This window comes from Legionella londiniensis (assembly GCF_001467825.1).
GTDB classification, from domain to species: domain Bacteria; phylum Pseudomonadota; class Gammaproteobacteria; order Legionellales; family Legionellaceae; genus Legionella_A; species Legionella_A londiniensis.
On the sequence record NZ_LNYK01000014.1, the window covers coordinates 278,227 to 300,685 of the forward strand.

Sequence of the window (22,459 nt, forward strand, 5' to 3'; positions counted from 1 at the left end):
TGCGCCAATTAGATGATAGGCCGCGTCCTTGCGGTATATTGAATCCCTGTATGACTTCATGTCAGACAATCCATGTCAATCCCTGCAATTTAAGTATAACTTTTTTACACTCTGCTTCATAAGGCAAACAACGGATATTGTTGTAAGATATTTCTCAATATGCATTTTTTGAGGAAATACAGGATTATGCTAAAGCTTGTTCACTATCGATTGGCCAAGCTTTTTTTGAATGCGGTGGATGCGGCAAGCATCATTAATCGGCTCAATTGCTTGATGAATTTTTTGCCGCGTTTTCGATTGCCGCTATACCAACCGATTAAAAAAGCAGGGATCAGCAAGCTTGCCAGCAGCAGTTTGTTTTTTTTACACCAATAACCTAGCTGTTTTTGATGCTTATTCGCGTCACTTTGTTGCTTGCGTAACTGCTTTGCCAGCATTTTCGTTTGCTGAATGAGTTGTCTTCTCTTCACGATCATTATTCCGATTTGATAAGAATTTTCTCGTCTCCCTAAAGCTCATGTTCTGTAAATTAAATAGCAGATAGCGGATGAGTAAGCCCAGCAATAAAAGATGAAGGAGTAAAACGCCGAGGATAGCAATGAGTACGCTGGGATAATTTAAGTAAATGAGAAAGCCGATGAGGAGAGAGAGCGTAAGCCAGGTAGCCGACAGGATCACAAATAACAGGCAAAGATTAAGCAGCAAGGGAACAATGCTTAAGCCGAGGAGCCTTGCTTCCAGTTTGATGAGCGAAAAAAGATTACCAACGATTGCCAGTTTACTGGAAACAAGGCCAATTAATTCCTCAATAAGACGCATTATTTACGAAGTATGGAGGATAAAAGAAAGCCAACACCCGCCGCTATTAATATCGAAGTAATGGGGTTTTCGCGAACTTTTTCCACTACCTCATCTGAATAGACTTTCACATTTTTTTGTGCATCGTGCACTTTATGCAGGCCTTCTTCATAGATTTCATGGGCGAGCTTTTTGCTCTCGTTCAAGAGCTCGCTCGCTGCCTTGCCGACATGAGATTTTTTGTTGTCCAATTCTTTGCTTTCCTTTTTTAAATTATCCATGATCATAGTCCTTAATGAGTTCAGGCAAGTTTAAGCATAGTCAAAGTTTGTGAGATGTAAAATGAATTTCTAACAATTTACAGTTCATAAAACAAATGGCTGTATGCCTTATAAAGCAAATAGATACCGATTAATAAATAAATGGTTGCGGCAAAAATGAGCCATGACGTATTTTCGAACCACCATAGGGCGGCTTCTATTCCGATTTCTGGATAAATCAATCGCACAATGCCGCTGATTAGGGTCAGCCATGATAACAGGGTAATCAATAAAGGCCAGCGCATTTTCCAGACGTTGTGGCTGATGACCAGCAATAAGCCCAAAATCAAGGTCATAATGCCGACAATAAATAGTAATGCCTGTTCTGAGGCGATTTGCTGGAATATGGCTTTTATTTGTTCTTGGCGAAAAATCATAACAAGGCTTAATATGACGCAGTACCAGCCGATAACTTTGGCCAGAAAAGTTGATCTTTGCATGTTGCCTCCGAGTCTAAAAAATCCTGTTTTTTAAAACCCATCAATCAAAAAGACTTATTTTATGTATTCTTTTATAAGCGCTTGTTTTGTTAAGCATAGCAAAAAAAATAATAAACAGTGCCAATCAATGGATTGATTCCCTGTTCCTGTTAAGCCCGTTAAAGTTTTACCACGCAGGACCGATTACAGGGAAAGAAGCTGCTCTAAAAACCAGGCGTAACGTTTCAGCGTTGGAGAAGCCTTGAAACGTTGTACTAGAATAATAATAAAAATCATAAGGAGTCTGTGATGCCAGAGAACCGGTCGCTGCAACATGAATTTTTGAATGAACTGGCCTGCGAGAAGATGCCGGTGTCGATTTTTTTGGTCAACGGGATCAAGTTACACGGCATAGTGGATCGTTTTGATGAACATGTCATCATGTTAAAAAATTCTGTCACCCAAATGGTTTATAAACATGCCATTTCTACTGTTGTGCCTTCCCGCATGCTCAAGGGCAGTACTGGTGAGAAGCATAAAACTGTGGCAGACTAGCATTCTTTTTGTGTTTTTTACGGGTTGATATCTTGTTTGAAAGGCCAGAAGGCGGTGAGCGCGCGGTTTTGGTGCAGTTGGCGCTGCCGGGTATCGATGCTGAAAGGGCCCTGGCAGAATTTAAAGAGCTTGCTGTATCGGCAGGAGCGGAGATTCAGGGGACTGTTTGCGGCGCAAGAGCGGTGCCTGAACCGAAGTATTTTGTAGGCGCAGGAAAGGCAGAAGAGATCCGCCAGCAGGTGTTGGCTTATGAGGCGGAACTGGTTTTGGTCAACCATGAGCTTTCACCTTCGCAGGAGCGAAACCTGGAACGTTTGCTGCAATGCCGCGTCGTTGATAGAACAGGCTTGATTTTAGATATCTTTGCCAGGCGGGCCCGCACATTTGAAGGAAAGCTTCAAGTGGAGCTTGCGCAATTGCAGCATTTGTCTACGCGCCTCGTCAGGGGCTGGACGCATCTTGAGCGCCAAAAAGGCGGCATTGGGTTGCGGGGACCCGGCGAAACACAATTGGAAACCGATCGCCGTTTATTGCGCGAACGCATTAAAACCATTCACCAGCGCCTGGAAAAAGTGCGAAAAAGCCGCGATCAAAGCAGGCAGGCAAGGCGAAAGGCGTCTTTGCCCACTGTTGCCTTGGTGGGGTATACCAACGCGGGTAAATCAACCTTATTCAATAAACTAACCGGGGCTCAGCTTTTTGCTGCAAATCAGCTTTTCGCAACGCTTGATCCAACCATGCGAAGGCTTGACCTCCCTGGCTCCCAGCCGGTCATTCTGGCTGATACGGTGGGTTTTATCCGCGATTTACCGCATCAGTTAATAGATGCTTTTCACGCCACCTTGGAAGAAACGAAAGAGGCGGATTTGCTGTTACAAGTTATTGATATTTCTGATCTGAATTGGCGTGAACAAGCCTTGTCTGTGGACAAGGTTTTGCATGAAATTGGCGCTGACAAGATACCAAAAATTCAGGTATTTAATAAAATTGATTTGCAGGAAGGCTGGCAGGCGAAACTGGATTGCCAGGAAGAAAGCTGTAAAGTATGGATATCTGCACAAACAGGCGCAGGGCTGGATTTACTGCGTACTGCTGTTATCCAGATGTTGCATGGCGCTGTGTTTGAAGAAGAGGTTGAACTAAGCCCCAATGAGGGAAAACTTCGTGCAAAATTATATGAGCTTGATGCGGTGCTTGGGGAAAAAGCTTTGGCAGAAGGAGGCTGGCGCCTTTTAATCCGCATCAGCCGCGATAAAAAACAAGAATTGTTTCATGGAAAAGGGCCTGAAAAAACTAACCCAAACGGATAATTCGGCTTAAGGTTTTACTTGTCTGGCCTCCGGTCAAGGTATGCGCCAATTGACCTTCGGGATTAAAAACAAATGTCATCGGCACCCCTCTTATATCGCCGAGATTTAGGCTTGCGGCAGGGTCATGGCTTAAGGATGGGTAGGCAAGATCATACTGCCTGACCAAAAGCCTTTGTTCCTCTATTGGCAATGCGTCGTAGTTAACGCCAAAGATGACCACTTTGTGTTTATGTTTATTGTAAAAGCGGTTAAGCTCTGGAATTTCATCAATGCAGGGCTGGCACCAGCTTGCCCAATAATTAAGAAATACCCATTTTCCTTGCAGCGATGAAAAGCTGATTTTATTATTTTGCAAGTCGTGCAATACAATTTCCGCCTGGATAAGGGAAGAAAAAAAGAAGCAACTTGTTGCCAGCAGGATTGTTTTGAAATACGGCATCGATTCATCCAACCAATTTTTGAACATGATTTTAACATGATTTTTGCAATCATCCATTGATCCGGATGCCTATTGTTTTTTGTGCATAAATTAAACTCATTGCTTGCTAAATAAATCATCAACCTATAGACTACACGGCATTATTGTTGTTAGAAGTTCACTATTGTTTGATGAGAGGGTCATGGCGATTACTCTGATTATTGTTGCTGTATTGCTGTTTAGCTTGTTTTGCTTTGCCTGGATGCTTTATCGTTTAAGGCAGCAGAGAGCTGTAGCTGTTACGCCTGCCGAGTATTTAAAGCTTGGCGTCAGCGGGATCATTGCCTTTATTGCCGATACACTTGGCGTCGGCAGCTTTGCTGTCAATGTTGCGCTTGCAAAACTATTAGGCACATTTAAGGATGAGGAATTGCCTGCTGTCAATAACGGAGCCCAGGTTCTTCCGGGCATGATCGAATCTCTTTTTTTTATGCAGCTTATTGAAGTTGACCTGACAACGCTTGTCACCCTGGTTACAGGAGCCTGCATCGGCGGCTTAATTGGTGGAACCGTAGTCAGCCGTTTAAGCAGGCAGGCCATTCGGTTGGCCATGATTTGCTGTTTTATCTTAATCATTGCCTTGTTGCTAAGTCACCATTTCCGCCTGATGCCAATAGGGGGCAGCGTGACTGAATTGCATTCGTGGAAGCTTGTTCTGGGATTTATGGGCATGGTTGTATGCGGCGCTCTGACTTCAGTAGGAATTGGTTTGTTCGTCATGGTGCAGGCAGTTTTATTTTTGTTAAATGTGTCCCCGGTTGTTGCTTTTCCCATCATGACCACAGCTGGCGCCTTGCAACAGCCTTTGACTACCATGGTTTTTTTAAAGCATGATAAAATTCCTTTAAAAAAGACATTGATACTGAGCCTTTCAGGTTGCCTGGGCGTTCTCATTACCCTTCCTGTATTTACTCATTTAACCGTCACTTGGCTGCACTTTCTTTTATTAATGATATTAACTTACAATGCCTATGCGATAGGAAAAACCTATCTTTACGCCCGCCCGGGCCTAAAAGAGCATGGCTTGGCTCATGTATAGGGGCATTGGCAGTACAGAGCTTGCTATTCGCCCCGCCCAAGCACAAAATGGCTATCAATCATTCGAGCGTTTTCCCAAAATGAACTCCCTAAAGATCAATCTGAAAAACAAAAAAAACACCCATAAAATGAAAATCGCCGTTGCCGGTATGGGCTATGTTGGTTTAGCCAACGCATTGCTTTTGGCGCAAAACCACGAAGTGGTTGCCTTTGATATTCTCACCGATAAAGTCAACATGCTGAATCTTGGCCAATCTCCAATTGAAGATTCAGACATTCAACAGTTTCTTTTGCAAAAAAATCTGGATTTTCGGGGAACCTGCGATAAAAAAGAGGCGTACAAGGATGCTGATTTTGTGCTGGTTGCCACCCCAACGGATTACAATCCTCTGCGAAACGATTTTAATACAGAGTCGGTAGAGGCAGTGATTGATGATGTTTTAAATATTAATCCCCGGGCAGTGATTGTCATTAAATCTACCGTACCTGTGGGATACACAAATAAAATTAAAAAAGAGTTCCAGTGCGGCAATATTATTTTTTCACCTGAATTTTTGCGGGAAGGGAAAGCCTTGCATGATAACCTTAATCCCTCACGCATCATCATCGGCGAAAAATCAGAGCGCGCACAACTGTTTGCAAGCCTGCTTTTGCAAGGGGCGCATAAAAAAGAAGTGCCTGTGTTATACACTGACAGCACGGAGGCAGAAGCAATCAAATTGTTTGCTAACGCTTACCTTGCCATGCGCGTTGCCTTTTTTAACGAACTTGATACCTATGCAGAAGTTTCCGGCCTAAATGCCAGGGATCTGGTGGAAGGAGTCTGTCTCGACGCGCGGATTGGCGGGCATTATAACAATCCTTCCTTTGGTTACGGCGGTTATTGTCTCCCCAAGGATACAAAGCAATTGCTGGCCAATTACCGCGGCATTCCGCAAAGCCTGATTGGCGCCATCGTCCAGGCAAATGAAGTGCGTAAGGATTTTATTGCAAGGCAGATTTTAAACCGTAACCCCAGGGTCGTCGGGATATATCGCCTGATTATGAAACAGGATTCTGACAATTTTCGGGAAGCCAGCATTTTAGACATCATTCGATTACTTAAAGCCCGGCAGGTGGAAGTGATTATTTACGAACCAAAACTTCATGAGGTTCAATTCGCTCAGTCACCTGTTATTCAAAATCTTGACTGTTTCAAGCAGCAGGCGGATCTCATCATTGCTAACCGCGTGAGCGGGGAACTGGATGATGTGCTGTTTAAAGTTTACAGCCGTGACTTATTCGGCAGGGATTCATGAGGACACAGGATTTCAGCAAATATTTGCCGAAAAGTATATAATCAGCAATATTTTTTAAAGAAAAGATGTAATGGACGAGCCGAAAAGTAAAACTCAAAAGAAGCGCGAAGCAGACGCATTGCAAAAAATCGGTGTGAAATTTGTAGCCCTCAGTGTGGATAAACTCGATAAATTGCCGCTCTCTGAACCGCTAAGAAAAGCCATTCTGGATGCCAAGGCATTGCGCGGCCACGGCGCGATAAGGCGGCAAGCTCAGCTGATTGGCAAATTAATGCGCGCAGCAGACAGCGATGCCATCCTTGCCGCTTATGATGAGTTAATGGCTGAAAGCAAGGCGCAGACGGCAGCGTTTCATGAGGCCGAGCTTTGGCGGGAGAAATTAATCCATGGCGGGAAGGAAGCTTTGACTGAATTCATTGCCCAGTATCAGCCAGAAGATATTCAACAGTTACGGCTTTTAATCAAAAAAGCGGTTTCTGAGCAAAATCTCGTCCAGCAAAAAGGAGCGCAAAAAGCGCTGTTTCGCTATTTGAGGACATATTTACAATGAAATTTTCCTTATTCGTGAGTTGCCCTAAGGGACTCGAATATCTCCTTGAAGAAGAAGTCAAAGGCCTTGGGTTGCAGGTGACGCGCGTGAGCCCCCAGGGGGTTTATGGCGAGGCAAATTTAGCAACGGTTTATCAGCTTTGCCTTTGGTCTCGGTTAGCAAACCGGGTGCAGCTGATCCTATTCAGCGGACACGCGCACAATGAGCAAACGCTCTATAAGCTTTGCCACCAATTTGCCTGGCAGACTGTGTTTTCGGCAGATAAGACTCTGGCTATCGAGTTTCATGGAACAACCGCGCAAATCCGCAATTCAATGTATGGCGCCCAGGTTGTAAAAGATGCCATAGCGGATCATTTCCGCAAACTGCAAAATAAAAGACCTTCTGTAGAACGCGAGAAGCCGCAAATTCTCCTCCATGCTCATTTGAAGCATGATACCCTGACAGTCAGCTTTGATTTAACAGGCTATAGCCTGCATCAGCGCGGTTACCGCAAACAGGCAGGAGCTGCCCCGTTAAAAGAAAATGTGGCAGCTGCCATGCTGATTCGCGCGCAATGGCCGAAACTCGCGCTGCTTGGCTATGCCCTGCATGATCCTTTTTGCGGCTCAGGCACCCTCGTGATTGAAGCGGCTATGATGGCGGCTCATATTGCGCCCGGGCTGTTGCGTGCGGATCAATCATTGAATCATTGGGCGATGCATCAGCCGACGCTTTGGGAGAAGATGCGCAACCAGGCATTAAAGCAGGTGAGCCCCGTTAAGCTTAAGCTTATAGGCACCGACAGCAATGCCAAAATGATTGAAGCTGCAAAAGCCAATGCCGAGTCAGCCGGCGTCAGCCGCTTGGTGGAATTTGCCCTTAAAGAACTCTCCGAATGCAGAGCACAGGATAAAAAAGGACTTGTCATTTGCAATCCTCCCTATGGCGAGCGCCTGGGCGATGCTTTACCGTTGGTGCCGCTTTACCAACAGATGGGGCAAGCGATGCATGAACATTATCCAGGTTGGGAAATGGCGTTTCTGACTTCAAATCCCATGCTGGCCAAGGCTACAGGTTTAAGATCGCATAAACAATATACAATTTACAACGGTCCATTGGAGTGCAAGCTATACTGCGTTCACCTCGCCGATAACCGGTTAAAAGGAAGCGGGCAATGGTCGGCCGAGGCGCAAATGTTTGCCAATCGCCTGCAGAAAAATTTCCAACATTTGCAAAAATGGGCGAAACGAAATGATATTCATTGTTATCGTGTTTATGATCATGATTTGCCTGAGTATGCTTTCGCCATTGATATTTATGAAGATTATGCCGTGTTGCAGGAGTATGCCCCTCCGGCTACCGTGCCGAAACATAAAGCTGAACGGAGAAGCCTTGATGTATTGCAAGTGGTGCCGAGGATATTGAATATTTCTCCCGGTAATTTGGTTGTCAAGCAGCGAAAACAGCAAAAAGGCAGCAACCAGTATCAGAAAATCAGCCAAAGCGGGCAGAATATAATCGTTCGCGAAGGCAAGGCAAGATTTTATGTTAACCTTTATGATTACCTCGATACCGGCTTGTTCCTGGATCACCGCCCATTGCGCCTGCGATTTGCAAGCCTGCCGGCCGGCACCCGGTTTTTAAATTGTTTCTGCTATACGGCGGCTGCAAGCGTGCATGCGGCATTGGCTGGCGCGCATACAACAAATGTAGATTTATCGAGGACATACATTCATTGGGCAGAACGTAATTTTAAACTGAATGAGCTTGGCTTAAATCGGCACCAGTTTATTCAACAGGATTGCCTGCAATGGCTTAAAATTTGCCGGGAACGGTTCGATGTGATATTCCTTGACCCGCCGAGTTTTTCCAACTCCAAACGCATGCAGGGAACGCTTGATATCCAGCGCGATCAGGACTCACTGATTGCAAGCGCTGTGCGTTTGCTGCAAGAGGATGGCACTTTATATTTTTCTACCAACCTCAGAAAGTTTAAATTGTCGCCATTGGTCAGCAGCCAATTTGACGTGCAGGATATTAGCGCCGAAACCATTGATCCGGATTTTAAACGCAACAAAAAAATTCACCAGTGTTTTGTCATTAAGAAGAAAAAATAAAATACTGCATAGTACTGACATAATAAATTTTTAAAGTGTTTACAAATACTTATTAAGATTATACCTGTTATTCCACAAAGTTATCCACAGACATGCATGGGGTGTCATTCACATTCTTTTTATAAAATTTTTAAAAATCAATGGGTTATGTTTTGTGATCCTCAGGGCTAAACAAAACTCATAAAGTTATCCACAAAGAGCCAGCATGAAGCATCCTGGTAATCCTGAAAAAAAGCAGTGGCTTGCGGGCGGGAAATTCCTTTTTTACAGTTACCTTTATTGGGTTATTTTTTGCTAGAATGGATGAAAAATCTTTATACACCAGGGCCTGAACGCTATGCATGATGTGATTGAACGAAAACCGCTGACCGAATTTACAGAAAAGGCTTATCTTGATTATTCCATGTATGTCATTCTGGATCGCGCGCTGCCGCACATTGCAGATGGTTTTAAGCCGGTACAGCGGCGTATTGTATATGCCATGTCAGAGCTGGGCCTTAAGGCATCGGCAAAGTATAAAAAATCTGCCCGCACCGTAGGTGACGTGTTGGGTAAGTTTCACCCGCACGGTGATTCAGCCTGTTATGAAGCCATGGTATTGATGGCGCAGCCATTTTCCTACCGCTATCCCTTGGTTGACGGACAAGGTAACTGGGGTTCTGCAGACGATCCCAAATCGTTCGCCGCCATGCGTTATACGGAAGCCCGCCTTTCGGCATACGCTGATGTTTTGTTATCTGAGTTGCAGCAGGGAACTGTCGACTGGGTGGATAATTTTGACGCGACACTCAAGGAGCCTGCCCTTTTGCCCGCGAGGTTGCCTAATGTGTTGCTGAACGGGGCAACCGGGATAGCAGTAGGCATGGCATCCGATATACTGCCCCATAACCTCGTTGAGGTAGCTGATGCCTGCATCCATCTTCTTGATCATCCCGGTGCCGATTTAGTACAGGTTTTAAACTATATTCAAGGCCCTGATTTTCCGAGTCGGGCCGAGATCATCACGCCTCGCCAATCTATAGCCGAGATTTATCGCAATGGCACAGGCTCCATCAAAATGCGTGCTGTTTATGCTATAGAAAAGCATCAGGTTGTCATCACCGCTCTGCCGTACCAGGTTTCTGGCGCGAGGATTCTTGAGCAGATTGCGGCCCAAATGCAGCAGAAAAAGCTTCCTATGGTTGAAGATATTCGCGATGAGTCTGATCATGAGCACCCGACCCGCCTGGTGATTGTACCGAGATCAAGCCGGGTTGATTTAGATGGCTTAATGCTCCATTTATTTGCCACAACTGATTTGGAGCGCAACTATCGCGCCAACTTTAATCTGATAGGCCTTGACGGAAAGCCCAAGGTTAAAAATTTATTGGAAATACTCAATGAGTGGCTGGTTTTTCGTTTGCAAACAGTTAAAAGGCGTCTCCAGCACCGTTTGGATAAGGTGCTAGACAGGCTTCATGTTGTAGAAGGATTGCTGATTGCCTATTTAAACATTGATGAGGTAATAGCCATCATTCGTGAGGCCGATGAACCAAAGCTTGCCTTAATGGCCCGGTTTAACCTCAGTGAACGCCAGGCAGATGCCATTTTGGAAACCAAGCTTAGGCATTTGGCAAGGCTTGAAGAAATCAGGCTCACAGCAGAAAAGCATGACTTGGAGGAAGAGCGCGATTACCTGCAGGCAACCTTGTCTTCAGAAAAACGCTTACGGTCGCTCGTGAAGCAGGAAATCGCGTCGGATAGAGACCGTTTTGGCAATGAACGCCTGTCTGCCATCGTGGAGCGCGAAGATTCCCAAGCCTTAAAGGAAGAGGATATCCTGCCTAATGAGCCCATCACGGTTATCCTCTCGCAAAAGGGCTGGGTGCGTGCTGCAAAAGGACATGATATCAATGGATGCGATTTAAGTTATAAAGCGGGAGACGAGTTTAGGGCCCAAACCAATGCCCGTACCAATCAACAAGTTCTGTTTTTTGATTCAGAAGGAAAAGTTTATGCTTTGCCTGGCCATACCCTGCCCTCGGCGCGCGGCCAGGGCGAGCCGCTTACCGGCAAGTTAAACCCGGCGGACGGCATGACTTTTGCGCACCTAATCAGCGGTGAGCCGGAAGACTGGGTCTTGCTGGCGTCTGACGCAGGATATGGATTCATTACCCGGCTAAAAGAACTGTATGTTAAAAACCGCAATGGCAAAACCTGCCTTAAGCTTCCCGAAAACAGCCTTATGCTGCCGCCCCGCCTGATTCAAAATAAAGAACAGGCACAAGTTGCCTGCGCGACGAGCTCCGGCCGCTTGTTGATTTTCCCTGTGCAAGAATTGCCAGAGCTGGCCCGGGGCAAAGGCAATAAATTAATCAATATACCGGCAGTGAAATCTCAGCTGCGGGAAGAATATGTGGCCGACATCCAGGTATTGGCTCCGGGTGATATTTTGACCATTTTTGCGGGCAAACGTCATTTCACCCTGAAAGAGGCCGACCTTTCGCATTATCAAGGCGAGCGCGGGCGCAGGGGGCACAGGCTTCCCCGCGGCTTGCAAAATGTATCGTTATTGCAGGTCAATACCCAAGAAAAAGACTGATGACGGCAGATGAATGTCAATAAAATCAAGGCCTTATTCATACAGTGCAAGGATGCTCCGCCACATCTTCATCATCATTTCGCTCATGCTTAATTTCAGGGGCGCGTATGGCGATTACGGCTGCATCACGGATAGTCCGGATGCCGGAAGTTACGGTATTGCATATGGGTTTAAGGCCAAGGTTTGCCTTAAGCGCAAACCCAATTCCCTGGATAAGCCAGGCAAGCGCTGCAGCAAGATATTTCAAAGGGTTATACCCAAGCCTCCCCAAAGCGGCATTGGTTTTTTTTCCAAAATTTTCCAAAGCTTGCCCGGCGGCGCCTAAAATATCGCCCCCCACGTAGCCCAAATGGCCAATAAAGCTGATGGTTTCTTTCAAAAGATCAAATAAGCCCTTGACGAATCCCGCGAGGATTTCCTTGGGCAGCGGGGTTTGACGGGTTTGATAGCGCCTGCCGTGGCGCTTCAGGCATCGTTTTAAAAGAGATAACAATTCGCTATTGCTGTTGGCTTTTAACAGATGCATATAATGGTTTTCCAGGCTGTCTAGAATTTTCTGCTGCTTTATCGCAGGCGTTGCAGGGGGCTCATGAATGATTTTTTGTACTTCCTCGCGAATGGTTTTTGTTTTATGAGCCTGTCTTCGTTCGGAAAAAATGCTTAATCGTGACGGTTTATTCTCATAACCAAAAGTCAGCTGATAGACTTCCTGTTCCAAACTGGCTAATTTCACAAACTCTTCCTGGTTTGCCATGAATGTCTTGGAGAGCAAAAAAGGCAGGATTTGCATGATCGTTGTGCAAGGTTCCAGCGCATGGTTCCCCTGGGGGCTGCCATGAATCAGTCCCTCTTTATCACGGCACAGCTCATGCCGGCATAACCTCTTAAAGAGGAGGGGATTATTTCTTTTTAATTGCTTCAATTCTTGAACTACTGCATCAGGATGGCTCATGCTGTCATCGGGAAAACGACGATCAAACAGGTTTTTCTCGAATAAAAAGTTAAAGACTTTAGGATAAGCGATTTTAAATAACTCTCTTTCCAACTGATTAATAAAAAAGTCTGCATGCCTAACATAAAAAGCCAGATTGTGATTAAAACGGATCATGTTTTCTAAGAAATTTTCACCCTGAAAATGACGCTCAATCTCATGATGGTATTCGGAGCAGATTCTTAGCCATTTCCGGCTGCCCTGCCGCGCGCTGCCAATATTTTCCAAAGGGTACAGCTCAAGGGCGGTGCCGTTCTTATGCAGGCATTGGTGGAGCAAATAATGAAAATACCTGATTGACTGTTGGTCGCCATCATCGTTCCTGCCGATGTGCGGCGCGTAAACAGGCAACAGGACAGGTTGGGTTTTGATGGATGCGGCAAGGAGGCGGGTTAATTGATTCGGCTGTATGCTGCTCTCAGGCGAGTCCATGTTCAAAATGGCAGTGAAACGGGTTACATTGGCAGGGATGACAACTGAATCTTTCCCATCAATAACCTTTGCCTGAGTCATGGCCAATATATTGATAGATAAGGTGTTGAGTTTTTTAAGTAAAGATATCCCCTCGGAACTTAATAATGGACGGTGCCTTGCCAGATAAGTCTCAATTTTATGCAAGCGATCGGCGATTTCAATAGCGGTTAAGGCGGCATGGTTTGAGGTTGCCAGATTGATGCTGTTTTCCGTACCTTCCTGCCTTGACAGCCAGCGGATTATTTCTTTGGCGGCAGCGCGCGTTTTGGCGTGAGTTTTGCGCTCATTTTTGTTTTGGATTTCAAAGAGAATATGCTCACCGGCACAGTCTTCCAAGGCGGATAAAAGTAAAGTATCGAAGGTGATGAGGCTATTATCAGCTTCGCCTAAGACAAAAACGGTTAATACAGCCATCCTTGTCCCCAGGTTGCCATTCTATTCCATTACATTAGCATTGATTTTACCATCTGCAAGCAATCATATTGCCAATGGGATGAGTGATGAGAAAGCGCGCTTAATCAATTAGTTCTTTTTGCTGGGGAATTCCCGCGGCCTGATTGATTTTATTTTCAAGCGAGTTAATGAATTGGGTTAGCTGCTGGCGTTGCAAATTTTGTTCTTCCTGACAGATGATTAATTCATGCCCTAAATGAAGGGCAGCCAGTAATAGAAGCTGATAGTCATCAAGGTGTTTGAACTGTTGCTTTTTTGCCAGGAGCTCGCTATTTAATTTGTGGGCGGCTTGCTCTAAATGATCCGCTTCCGATTCAGGACATTTGATTTCATAAGACTTGTTTAATATGCGTATGCTACAGTTTTTTGTCTTTGTCATATGTGTCCAAAGTTGTCTTGGGTTCAGGGTCTATTGAGGGATGTTCCCCAAGTTTTGATGCTTAAATAGTAGCAATTTTGGCTTGTTTGAGCAAATCAGTTATCATATATATTTGCATTATCGAGCAGCTTGAGCCATGTCAACGAATAACCAAGACTTAGAGTTCCCGGACTACCATGCTTTTTGTGAGTCTATCGCGCCTTTATCCCTGCCTGTTTCCGGTAGCGAAATTCATGGTATTTTATGCAGTTATCTTTGTGCGGGTGAGATTCAAAAGGGGGAAGCCTACCTGCAGTCCCTGGTTTCGCCCGCTTTAGGTTCGGGAAACAAACATGCCTTTTTGGCATTGTTTAATATTTTTTCAGTAAGCTATCAGCAAATTGTCTCTCTGGATTTTGGATTTCAATTATTGATTCCAGGTGATGAGGCAAGCCTTGTGGAACGGGCGCAGGCGTTCAGTGAATGGTGCGAGGGATTTACCCGCGGGCTTTTAGCGTGCGGCATTGGTTTGGACAATTATCAGGAAGAGGAAGCGCAAAATGCAGCGGCTCATCTTGCTGAGTTTGCAAAACTGGATTATGAATCCATTCAACTGGGCGAAGGGGATGAGTTTGCGTTTATGGAAGTGAGTGAATATGCCCGCATGGCGGTTTTGCGTATATACAGCGATCTCAACGATCAGGGCATTACTCAAAAAAACCGGGAAAAAACACACTAGGCGATGATCAATGCTTATAAGTAACGAATTTCTCGCACGCAGGCGTAAACTGGCGCAGAAAATACTACCTGACTCTGTAGCCATTATCCCCGCAGCCAGTGATGTGCTGCGAAATGGAGACGCCTATTACCGTTTCCGCCAGGACAGTGATTTTTATTATCTTACAGGCTTTAATGAACCAGATGCATTGCTTGCAGTTTTCGCCGGCAAAGGCGAGAGTGTTTTGTTCAACCTGCCGAAAGACCTGGCGCAGGAGCAGTGGACAGGAGAGCGACTGGGGCAGGAGAATGCCTGCGCAACGCTTGGCGTTGACGAGGCTTTTTCCCTGGACAGTTTAACTGAGCGCTTGCCTGAGCTTCTCGCCGGAAGAACAGCAATTTATTATCCCATAGGCCGGTACCCTGCTTTTGAAAAGCGTATTTTTAAATCCTGGCAATTGGTCAAGCAGCAAACCAGACGCGGGGACAAGGCGCCGGAAGCGTTTTATGATCTTGGGCCTCTTTTGGGTGAAATGCGTCTTGTAAAAAGCGCTGCTGAAATTGGGCTCATGAAGAAGGCGGCTGCGATTTCGGTTAATGCGCACAAGCGCGCCATGCAGGCTTGCCGTAAGGCGCAATATGAATATGAGCTTGAAGCGGAATTAATCTATGAGCTTACGCGTCGGGGGTGCCGAAGTGTTGCTTATGATCCGATTGTTGCAGGGGGAAAAAACGCCTGCATTTTACACTACACCGCCAATAATCAGCCCTTGGCCCGCGATGACCTCATTCTCATTGATGCCGGCGGAGAATATGAAAATTATGCCGCTGACATCACAAGAACCTTCCCCAAAAGCGGCAAGTTCAGCCCGGAGCAGCGCCAGATTTATGAATTGGTGCGCGAGGCGCACAAGGCGGGTGTTCAGCTTGTCCGGCCGGGCTGCCGCTGGGATGATATTCAGCAGGTTATCGTGCGCATTCTAACAACAGGCCTTGTTGAGCTTGGCATCCTCAAGGGGGGCGTGGATGATTTGCTGGCAGAGGAAGCCTATCGTCCTTTTTATATGCACCGTTCAGGCCATTGGCTGGGGCTTGATGTTCATGACAGCGGGAATTATAAAGAAGGCGGGGACTGGCGTCGCCTTGAGCCTGGCATGGTGTTGACAGTTGAGCCCGGCCTTTATATTCATCCGCAAATAAAAGATATTGACCGCAAATGGTCGGGTATAGGGGTTCGTATCGAGGATGATATCCTGGTAACTGAGAATGGCCATGAAAATATAACGGCCGATTTGCCGGCTGATGCTGCAGAAATTGAGGCTTTTATCCGTGGCTAATCGAGAGGTGGATGTTCTGATTATAGGCGGCGGCTTGACAGGTGCCGCTTTAATGCTCGCCCTGCGAGGATCCGGGTATCAAACTTTACTGGTGGACAAGCAACCTCTGGCAGTCAAGATAAGCCCCGATTTTGATGCCAGGACTCTCGCTTTATCTGTTGCCAGCACGCGCATTTTGAGCATGCTTGGTGTTTGGGAGGAGCTTGAAAAAGAAGTGTGTCCAATCCATCATATTCATGTTTCGGAACAAAGGCGCTTTGGCAGTACCAGATTGCAGGCAGGCGGTAAAAATCCGCATGGTTTTGTGATTGAAATGCAGTACTTGCAGCATGCTTTAAGTAAAAAGCTTGAAACGCAAAATTTACTGGCTCCCGCAGAGCTTACAGCGCTTGACCGCAAAACCGGCACGGCCACGATTGACCATCTGGGACAATCAATTTCGATCAGGGCTGCTCTAATTGTCGCAGCCGATGGCGCAGACTCCAGGGCACGGGAGCTATGTCAATTGCCAAAACGGGAAAAAAAATATGACCATCAGGCCCTGGTTGCCAATATTGGCCTCTCAAGGCCACATGAGCACTGGGCATATGAACGCTTTACCCCGTCAGGTCCCTTGGCGTTGCTGCCAATGTCTGCCAATCGTGCAGCGCTTGTCTGGTCGCTCCCTCCTGCCCTTGCGGGTGAATTGAGAGACGCCCCGGAGCAAGAATTTCTACGGCAGCTGCAACACGCATTCGGTTATCGTTTGGGGCGGTTTATAAAAGCAGGCAACAGGAACTGCTATCCTTTGCGGCAGGTGATTATGCCCATACAGCATGCATGGCCTCTCGTATTTATCGGCAATGCAGCTCATACGCTGCACCCTGTGGCAGGTCAAGGTTTTAATCTGGGATTACGTGATGTTGCCCTTCTTGCCCAATATATTCTCGAGCGCGGGTTAAATGAAGCCATGCTGCACTCATATCAAAAGGCGCGCCATTTTGATCAAACTGCAATCACTCATTTTACCGACGGTTTGGTCGGGTTATTTTCTTTTAACAACCCTGCCCTTGGGTTAATTCGGGGCGCAGGGCTTCTGGCTTTGGATAATTTTCCGGCCATGCAGCGGTTGCTGCGGCGATTGGCTTCAGGTTTTACAGGAGTTGTACCGGATTTGGCCTGTAAAATCCCATTTGTTCGGCAAAATTCAAACATGAGGTGATGATGAACGAACCTTTTGATGTGCTGGTCGTCGGCGGCGGTGTTATTGGATTGAGCGCTGCTATTGCCATGCGTAAGCGCTGTTATTCCGTTGCAGTGATGGATAAGGGATCCTTAAATCCGGTCAATGATTCCAAAAGCGCCCGTGTCTTTGCCGTCAATCATGCCTCGCAAGTGCTGCTGCAGGAACTTGAGGTTTGGCAATCCCTGGAAAAAAAACGCCTTGCCCCTTATCGCGCGATGCATGTCTGGGATGCACAAACGTCTGCCCATATTGATTTCGACTCAAGGATGATAGGCGGGGATTACCTGGGTGTCATCCTTGAGGAATTGGCGATAAAGCAGGCCTTGTTGCAGAAAGCCAAGGAAATGGACGTCGTTTTTTATCCGCACTGCGCGGTGGATGCGGTTGATGAGCAAACGGATAAGGTCATGATACAGAGCAAGTCAGGACATGTTGCAGCCAGGCTGCTCATTGTGGCGGATGGCGCCTTGTCCGCGACAAGAAGCTTGTTAAATGTGCCTGTTACAACCTGGCCTTATCATCAGCATGCTGTGGTGGCGACGGTTCTTTGCGAGAAACCGCATCAAAATACCGCTTATCAAGTATTTAATCGCGAAGGCCCCTTGGCCTTTTTACCCCTGGCAAATCAGAATACCTGTTCAATTGTCTGGTCTACCGCTCAAGCAAAAGCAAATTGGCTGCTCAATTTGCCGGATGAGCTCTTTAACCAGCATTTGACAAAAGCGTTTGCGGCAAAGCTCGGCGACTGCTGCGTCCAAAGCCCCCGCTTTTGCTTTCCCCTCTTCATGCGCCATGCACAGCAATACAGCGGCAGGCGCTGGTTGTTGATGGGCGATGCGGCTCATACGATTCATCCCCTGGCAGGTTTGGGTTTGAATGTTGGTTTGGCAGATCTGAATAGTTGGATTAAGATTACAGAGAAAGCCTGTCATCTGGACTCTATGGATAAGTTGCTCAAGGCTTATCAACGTCAGCGCAAGCACGCTGTGTGGCAAACGATTACCCTGATGGAGACTCTAAAAGCCTTGTTTGCCAATCCCTTGGCGCCTATAGCCAGTTTACGTGGTCTGGGATTAAAATTATGCAATAACGCATTGTTCTTAAAGCGGTTTTTTATTTTTCATGCTGCAGGAAAAGGATTTTGATGAACAATTTTAAAACATATGGTATACTTCACTTTCAACAAAAAATGGAGAGCTAAGGTATGAAAATATCCCGACTGTGTTATCTCGCGATGTTTGCGTGGGGCGGTGCGTTTGCCAACAATGACATCCAAATTGTTGGTGAGATTAAGCAGACAGTGACTGTACCCGGCGTTAAGGCCCGTTCGGCACTTAGCGCGCCAGCCGCAAAAGAAATCGCCCTCATGAAGATTCAACTCTCCGATAGCGCAAAACAAACATTTAAACATCGCCTCGATGTGAATTTGCGCAAAGATAAAGCATTATTCACCAACGGGACATCCAATGTGCAGTTGGGAATGAACGGGGTGCCCGTTCTTGATCAGGGCAATCATGGCTCCTGCGTTACCTTTGCCAACACTGCCGCCATTGATGCGGTATTGAATAAAGGCGATTATTTAAGCCAGCTTTGCCAGCTCCAGCTAGGCCGGCATTTTGAAAATAATGCTTACAGTCCAAGTGGCTGGAATGGTTCTTTTGGCCATATCGTTTTAAACCAGATGGAAATGTTTGGCCTGGTCAGCAAAGAGAATCAAAGGGCTCATGGATGTGGCGGATTGACAGAATATCCTCTAAATGGCGAGGATCCTGAAACCGAAATTTCCTTGCTTGACTATCATCAAATCAGTGAGCCGATGCCTGATGATATGGTGGCATGGTCCCCGGTTTTAGATGTATATCAAGCCGTTTTGCAGGAAACTGATACTGATAAAGTGCTTGAAGATGTAAAAAAAGCGCTCCGTCAGGGAGATCGCATGACTTTCGGGGTTTTATTGGTTGATTTCCATTTGGGCGTGGCTGGTGCTGTGGGTAAACATAACGCCTTGTATGACTCATGGGTTTTGACTCCTGAAATTATCGATGATATCAATCATGGCGCTGAATTTGGCGGCCACGAAATGGTCATTACAGGTTATGATGACAATGCTGTTGCTATTGATGATCATGGCCGTGAGCATCGCGGATTATTGACACTGCGCAATTCCTGGGGTGATCGACTTGGGGATCGCGGCGATTTCTATATGTCTTATGACTATTTCAGAAATCTGGTTATTGAAGCCCAGCGCATTCGTAACCTGCAGGGATAGTTATCTTCTCAATTTAGCGGGCAAATGCTTGCCTGCTAAATGCCACCCGCTCTTCTATGGATTCGTCCTTATTCTGTTGTGCACGCGCTTCAATCGTTTTATAACGCTGCAATACGCCTTCTCTATTGGCTATTTGAATGTTTAAACCAGGCCTTGCATTAAGCTCCAGCATCAAGGGGCCGTGTTCTTTATCCAATACGATGTCAACTCCCAGATACCCAAGCGCTGTTAATTCATAGGCACTGGCAGCAATCTCTAAAATTTTATCCCAGTATGGGATTTGGATGCCGACAATGGAATTTAGCGTATCTGGATGATAATCAATTGCATCGTTATGAAACACGCCTCCTAAGGTTACTCCATTCGCCAGATTGACTCCCGTGCCAATTGCTCCCTGATGCAGGTTCGCCTTACCCCCTGAAATGCGTGTGGGCAAGCGGAGCATGGCCATCGCAGGGTATCCAAGCAAGGTGATAACGCGGATATCAGGGATGCCCTCATAGCTTACAGCGGCAAAGATCGGGTCGACAATGACCCGGTGTTCAATGATGGCATAATCTGGATAACCGCCGAGGCTGTAGGCTCCAGAAAGCAGGCAGGACAAATGGTAGCTGATTTCCTGCGTGCTCAATAACCTGCCGTTTATTTGCCGATAGCGGCCAAAGACGCGATCCGTTATAACGATAATTCCGTCTCCTCCCGCCCCTCTGGCCGGCTTAATGACAAAATCAGTGTAAGGTTTAAAAATAGCGTCTATATTTTTGATTTGATGTTCTGACTCGATAACGGTATACAAAGGCGGGACGGCAATGCCTGCATTCAACGCCAGCTGCTTGGTTTTAAGCTTGTCATCGACCAGAGGGTAAAACTTTCGTTTATTGTAGCGTAAAACATAATCACTGTTGCGCCTGTTAATGCTTAATACGCCATGTTTTTTCAAACGGCGATAAATTTTCCACATTATTTCATCTCCGCAAGAACTTTAAAGCGGAAGAGTTCAAATAGCCGGTAACCTCGATATTGCCCAAACCACAAGATAAATGCCAGAAGGATAAACAGCAGTTCAGGGAAGGCAAAGAATAAATACTGGAGAGGGGGGTAACTCATCACGATATAACAAATTACAGCGGCCACCAGGCTCCCTACGCCTGACTTGACTGCCTCATAAGCGCCGCGCTCATCCCAGGTGATGCACATCCGCTCAATCGTCATGGTCAGTATGACCATGGGGAATAAGGCAATCGATAGGCCGGATGCCAAACCGAGGTTTTGGCTCATGACACTGATAAAGATCATCAGCAGAATAACGACTGTTAATACGGCAGCTAATCTCGGAACCAACAGCAGGCGCAATTGATCGAGATAAAATCTTGCTAAAAGACCAAAGGAGACAATAAACGTAAACAACGTGATTCCCCAGAACACATGGGTTTCACGAAAAGCGAGGGCAATCAGTACCGGCATGAACGTGCCGAAAGTGCTTAACCCAATAAAGTTTCGCAAAAGCAGAATAATGAACGTGCCGATGGGGACGGTCAGCAGGATTTTATAGGTTTCTTGTACATTGACAGGAAGCTGAAGAAGAGAAAATCGGAGCAGCTCGGATTCAGTCTGCAGGCCCCTTGCCTTTGCTATGCTTAATGCATTGATAGGGGTTTCAGAAACGCTGAAGTTAAATTGCGGCTTTCTGCCGCCGGCAACCTGGTACAGCGGTTCGCCGCCGTAATGCCAAATGAGGAAGTTTTTGGGCAAGCCTGCGGCCCCTGTACGGGGGTCAAGATAAATCCATTCCTTCTCATTGTGCACAGCAAGAAAAAAATTCACCTCCGCCTTGCTTTGTTGATTTAAATAAATGCCCTGGACCGGTATGGCAAAAATTTTGGCGTGATTCAGCACAAGGATGGTGGCATTCACTATGTTTTCATCAGTAAATTCATTGCCAACCAGCAGGCGGGCATTGCCATCTTTTTTGTTTAACTCCTTGATAGCGCTTTGCGCAAATGTCTGTATATCGGCTGATGCCTGGCGGGCTTTATTGATGATGGTTTCCAGAGCTGGTTTTTGATTGTCAGGCACAGGCTTCACCTTCACTATGGGAGATTTGGGCAAGGGAGAGTCTTTTGTATCTGTTTCCCGGAAAATCGCCCGATAATACAAGGACTGGGGGCCGCTGCCGCGCCTTAACGTCCATACTGCATAGCGGTTGTATTCGCCAAGATTGGTGGTTACGCCATAATTTTGGGAAATATAGTATTCATCAAGAAGGCTGTAGTTTGGAGGCATATACGGGATGCTGAAGGATGCCTTAACCGGGACATTTCGTGCTGCAGTAAAACGCAGGTTGGCCTCTACCATCCAGCTTTTGATGTCTTCAGTCTCAGTGAGCGGTACATCAAGTACCCAGTGGCGGTATAACAGAATGCCGGTTCCCACCAGGAGCAAAGTGATTATCAATCCATATAAATGCCGTTTTGTGGAATTCATGGTTTGCTCGATTCTTTAGGATTAAGGGTATACTTCAGGCTGGGGTCAACGATGCCGTTAAACGCGATGATGGCGTCCCTGCCTAGAAGAAGCGGATAAATAAAGCGCTTGCGGTTGGTCAGATTGACCTGAATGGCTCGCTCCTTATCGGCAAGCCTTAAGCGCATTAGCACAACAGGGCGCTTAATGGCTTTCCTATATACAGGATACACCAATTTTTCTCCTGCGCGGACTTTGATATTAACATCGCCAATATATTCGGCTGTAAAGGCTATATCCCCTTCTTTGCTGGGCACAATAAAATTTAGGTACGGTTTGCCATCGATCTCAATTTCCTTGATGTTCACGGCATTCAAGGAGGCAGATTTTGCACCCGTATCCAACTTGGCCGGCAAGGTTAAATTCTTCTCGACCAGCGTTGCTTTTTCAATATAGCCGTATACTATTTTTTCACTGTTTGCCATGGCAGCTTGTCCAATCAACAATAATGAGAAAAAAAAATAACTTACAATTCGTCGCATGCACACTCCCAACACTTCCTGGTTCATGATTCCAATTTTGTAATTTGAAAAAGCAAAAATAAAAAACTATAGGCCTGTTGCTGTCTCATTCATCGCGACAGTATGCCCATACCTCGCTGTAAATGGAAGAATTCCGTCATTATTTTTGTGTTATTTGAACGCTTCATTGTGATAAAATTATCGA

Annotated in this window: 22 protein-coding genes; 12 read left to right on the top strand and 10 right to left on the bottom strand. The window is 46.2% G+C overall.

The genetic code is table 11. From position 1 onward, the window contains the following. Positions 1-203: 203 nt before the first annotated feature. The 4 genes from Llon_RS04860 to Llon_RS04875 form a co-directional block, all read right to left on the bottom strand. On the bottom strand, positions 204-437 hold the full coding sequence (locus Llon_RS04860; protein WP_058528933.1) for a hypothetical protein: 234 nt from the start codon (positions 435-437) through the stop codon (positions 204-206). After that, on the bottom strand, positions 403-819 hold the full coding sequence (locus tag Llon_RS04865) for a hypothetical protein (protein WP_058528934.1): 417 nt from the start codon (positions 817-819) through the stop codon (positions 403-405). The genes Llon_RS04860 and Llon_RS04865 overlap by 35 nt, the downstream gene beginning before the upstream one ends. After that, positions 819-1,079 (bottom strand): ElaB/YgaM/YqjD family protein, encoded by a 261-nt coding sequence (locus tag Llon_RS04870; RefSeq protein ID WP_058528935.1) that lies wholly within the window; start codon positions 1,077-1,079, stop codon positions 819-821. The genes Llon_RS04865 and Llon_RS04870 overlap by 1 nt, the downstream gene beginning before the upstream one ends. A gap of 77 nt (positions 1,080-1,156) precedes the next feature. Continuing rightward, positions 1,157-1,558, bottom strand: a complete 402-nt coding sequence (locus tag Llon_RS04875) for a hypothetical protein (RefSeq protein ID WP_058528936.1) — start codon at positions 1,556-1,558, stop codon at positions 1,157-1,159. 288 nt (positions 1,559-1,846) lie between these two features. Between Llon_RS04875 and hfq the strand changes: the two genes are divergently transcribed. Together hfq and hflX are read left to right on the top strand one after the other, a co-directional pair. Beyond that, the gene (gene hfq, locus Llon_RS04880; protein ID WP_058528937.1) at positions 1,847-2,092 is read left to right on the top strand and encodes an RNA chaperone Hfq; all 246 of its coding nucleotides are present in this window, start codon (positions 1,847-1,849) and stop codon (positions 2,090-2,092) included. Positions 2,093-2,124: 32 nt separating this feature from the next. Continuing rightward, on the top strand, positions 2,125-3,402 hold the full coding sequence (gene hflX, locus Llon_RS04885; RefSeq protein ID WP_058529102.1) for a ribosome rescue GTPase HflX: 1,278 nt from the start codon (positions 2,125-2,127) through the stop codon (positions 3,400-3,402). Here hflX and Llon_RS04890 read toward each other — a convergent pair. After that, positions 3,386-3,868, bottom strand: a complete 483-nt coding sequence (locus Llon_RS04890) for a TlpA family protein disulfide reductase (RefSeq protein WP_237758259.1) — start codon at positions 3,866-3,868, stop codon at positions 3,386-3,388. The two genes, hflX and Llon_RS04890, sit on opposite strands and share 17 nt — an antisense overlap. Positions 3,869-4,022: 154 nt before the next feature. Here Llon_RS04890 and Llon_RS04895 point away from each other — a divergent pair, with 154 nt between their 5' ends. The 5 genes from Llon_RS04895 to parC all read left to right on the top strand — a co-directional run bounded on the left by Llon_RS04895 (position 4,023) and on the right by parC (position 11,446). Next, positions 4,023-4,919 (top strand): TSUP family transporter, encoded by an 897-nt coding sequence (locus Llon_RS04895; protein ID WP_058528938.1) that lies wholly within the window; start codon positions 4,023-4,025, stop codon positions 4,917-4,919. Continuing rightward, positions 4,912-6,216 carry a nucleotide sugar dehydrogenase gene (locus Llon_RS04900; RefSeq protein WP_237758260.1) on the top strand — a complete coding sequence of 435 codons (1,305 nt, stop codon included), beginning with the start codon at positions 4,912-4,914 and terminating at the stop codon, positions 6,214-6,216. The genes Llon_RS04895 and Llon_RS04900 overlap by 8 nt, the downstream gene beginning before the upstream one ends. Positions 6,217-6,286: 70 nt before the next feature. Next, entirely contained in the window at positions 6,287-6,766 is a 480-nt protein-coding gene (yjgA, locus tag Llon_RS04905) for a ribosome biogenesis factor YjgA (RefSeq protein ID WP_058528939.1), read from the top strand. Further along, positions 6,763-8,865 (top strand): bifunctional 23S rRNA (guanine(2069)-N(7))-methyltransferase RlmK/23S rRNA (guanine(2445)-N(2))-methyltransferase RlmL, encoded by a 2,103-nt coding sequence (rlmKL, locus tag Llon_RS04910; protein ID WP_058528940.1) that lies wholly within the window; start codon positions 6,763-6,765, stop codon positions 8,863-8,865. The genes yjgA and rlmKL overlap by 4 nt, the downstream gene beginning before the upstream one ends. 337 nt (positions 8,866-9,202) lie before the next feature. Continuing rightward, positions 9,203-11,446: a DNA topoisomerase IV subunit A gene (gene parC / locus Llon_RS04915; RefSeq protein ID WP_115336804.1), complete on the top strand. Its 2,244-nt coding sequence runs from the start codon at positions 9,203-9,205 to the stop codon at positions 11,444-11,446. 37 nt (positions 11,447-11,483) lie between these two features. Here parC and Llon_RS04920 read toward each other — a convergent pair whose 3' ends face one another. Then, positions 11,484-13,325: a DUF5621 domain-containing protein gene (locus Llon_RS04920; protein WP_058528942.1), complete on the bottom strand. Its 1,842-nt coding sequence runs from the start codon at positions 13,323-13,325 to the stop codon at positions 11,484-11,486. Positions 13,326-13,425: 100 nt separating this feature from the next. Then, complete coding sequence (locus Llon_RS04925) at positions 13,426-13,743, bottom strand: cell division protein ZapA (RefSeq protein ID WP_058528943.1); 318 nt, start codon at positions 13,741-13,743, stop codon at positions 13,426-13,428. A gap of 136 nt (positions 13,744-13,879) precedes the next feature. Here Llon_RS04925 and Llon_RS04930 point away from each other — a divergent pair, with 136 nt between their 5' ends. From Llon_RS04930 to Llon_RS04950, 5 genes are read left to right on the top strand one after another with little or no spacing between them, the layout of a single operon-like run. Continuing rightward, positions 13,880-14,461, top strand: a complete 582-nt coding sequence (locus Llon_RS04930; RefSeq protein WP_058528944.1) for a UPF0149 family protein — start codon at positions 13,880-13,882, stop codon at positions 14,459-14,461. Positions 14,462-14,471: 10 nt separating this feature from the next. Next, on the top strand, positions 14,472-15,776 hold the full coding sequence (gene pepP / locus Llon_RS04935) for a Xaa-Pro aminopeptidase (protein WP_058528945.1): 1,305 nt from the start codon (positions 14,472-14,474) through the stop codon (positions 15,774-15,776). Next, positions 15,769-16,977: an FAD-dependent monooxygenase gene (locus tag Llon_RS04940; protein ID WP_058529105.1), complete on the top strand. Its 1,209-nt coding sequence runs from the start codon at positions 15,769-15,771 to the stop codon at positions 16,975-16,977. Before pepP ends, Llon_RS04940 begins: the two co-directional genes overlap by 8 nt. 2 nt (positions 16,978-16,979) lie before the next feature. Next, entirely contained in the window at positions 16,980-18,146 is a 1,167-nt protein-coding gene (locus Llon_RS04945; protein WP_058528946.1) for an FAD-dependent monooxygenase, read from the top strand. Positions 18,147-18,205: 59 nt separating this feature from the next. Further along, positions 18,206-19,270, top strand: a complete 1,065-nt coding sequence (locus Llon_RS04950) for a C1 family peptidase (RefSeq protein WP_058528947.1) — start codon at positions 18,206-18,208, stop codon at positions 19,268-19,270. A gap of 13 nt (positions 19,271-19,283) precedes the next feature. Here the strand turns inward: Llon_RS04950 and Llon_RS04955 are convergent, their stop codons facing one another. From Llon_RS04955 to Llon_RS04965, 3 genes are read right to left on the bottom strand one after another with little or no spacing between them, the layout of a single operon-like run. Next, positions 19,284-20,231, bottom strand: a complete 948-nt coding sequence (locus tag Llon_RS04955) for an alpha-L-glutamate ligase-like protein (RefSeq protein WP_058528948.1) — start codon at positions 20,229-20,231, stop codon at positions 19,284-19,286. After that, entirely contained in the window at positions 20,231-21,754 is a 1,524-nt protein-coding gene (locus tag Llon_RS04960; protein ID WP_058528949.1) for an inactive transglutaminase family protein, read from the bottom strand. Before Llon_RS04960 ends, Llon_RS04955 begins: the two co-directional genes overlap by 1 nt. Next, positions 21,751-22,275 (bottom strand): ATP-dependent zinc protease family protein, encoded by a 525-nt coding sequence (locus Llon_RS04965; protein ID WP_058528950.1) that lies wholly within the window; start codon positions 22,273-22,275, stop codon positions 21,751-21,753. The genes Llon_RS04960 and Llon_RS04965 overlap by 4 nt, the downstream gene beginning before the upstream one ends. Positions 22,276-22,459: the final 184 nt, after the last annotated feature.

Coding starts and splice junctions, on each gene's coding strand:
- Llon_RS04860 (WP_058528933.1), bottom strand. CDS start 437: ATGCTGGCAAAGCAGTTACGCAAGCAACAAAGTGACGCGAATAAGCAT.
- Llon_RS04865 (WP_058528934.1), bottom strand. CDS start 819: ATGCGTCTTATTGAGGAATTAATTGGCCTTGTTTCCAGTAAACTGGCA.
- Llon_RS04870 (WP_058528935.1), bottom strand. CDS start 1,079: ATGGATAATTTAAAAAAGGAAAGCAAAGAATTGGACAACAAAAAATCT.
- Llon_RS04875 (WP_058528936.1), bottom strand. CDS start 1,558: ATGCAAAGATCAACTTTTCTGGCCAAAGTTATCGGCTGGTACTGCGTC.
- hfq (WP_058528937.1), top strand. CDS start 1,847: ATGCCAGAGAACCGGTCGCTGCAACATGAATTTTTGAATGAACTGGCC.
- Llon_RS04890 (WP_237758259.1), bottom strand. CDS start 3,868: ATGTTCAAAAATTGGTTGGATGAATCGATGCCGTATTTCAAAACAATC.
- Llon_RS04895 (WP_058528938.1), top strand. CDS start 4,023: ATGGCGATTACTCTGATTATTGTTGCTGTATTGCTGTTTAGCTTGTTT.
- Llon_RS04900 (WP_237758260.1), top strand. CDS start 4,912: ATGTATAGGGGCATTGGCAGTACAGAGCTTGCTATTCGCCCCGCCCAA.
- yjgA (WP_058528939.1), top strand. CDS start 6,287: ATGGACGAGCCGAAAAGTAAAACTCAAAAGAAGCGCGAAGCAGACGCA.
- rlmKL (WP_058528940.1), top strand. CDS start 6,763: ATGAAATTTTCCTTATTCGTGAGTTGCCCTAAGGGACTCGAATATCTC.
- parC (WP_115336804.1), top strand. CDS start 9,203: ATGCATGATGTGATTGAACGAAAACCGCTGACCGAATTTACAGAAAAG.
- Llon_RS04920 (WP_058528942.1), bottom strand. CDS start 13,325: ATGGCTGTATTAACCGTTTTTGTCTTAGGCGAAGCTGATAATAGCCTC.
- Llon_RS04925 (WP_058528943.1), bottom strand. CDS start 13,743: ATGACAAAGACAAAAAACTGTAGCATACGCATATTAAACAAGTCTTAT.
- Llon_RS04930 (WP_058528944.1), top strand. CDS start 13,880: ATGTCAACGAATAACCAAGACTTAGAGTTCCCGGACTACCATGCTTTT.
- pepP (WP_058528945.1), top strand. CDS start 14,472: ATGCTTATAAGTAACGAATTTCTCGCACGCAGGCGTAAACTGGCGCAG.
- Llon_RS04945 (WP_058528946.1), top strand. CDS start 16,980: ATGAACGAACCTTTTGATGTGCTGGTCGTCGGCGGCGGTGTTATTGGA.
- Llon_RS04950 (WP_058528947.1), top strand. CDS start 18,206: ATGAAAATATCCCGACTGTGTTATCTCGCGATGTTTGCGTGGGGCGGT.
- Llon_RS04955 (WP_058528948.1), bottom strand. CDS start 20,231: ATGTGGAAAATTTATCGCCGTTTGAAAAAACATGGCGTATTAAGCATT.
- Llon_RS04960 (WP_058528949.1), bottom strand. CDS start 21,754: ATGAATTCCACAAAACGGCATTTATATGGATTGATAATCACTTTGCTC.
- Llon_RS04965 (WP_058528950.1), bottom strand. CDS start 22,275: ATGCGACGAATTGTAAGTTATTTTTTTTTCTCATTATTGTTGATTGGA.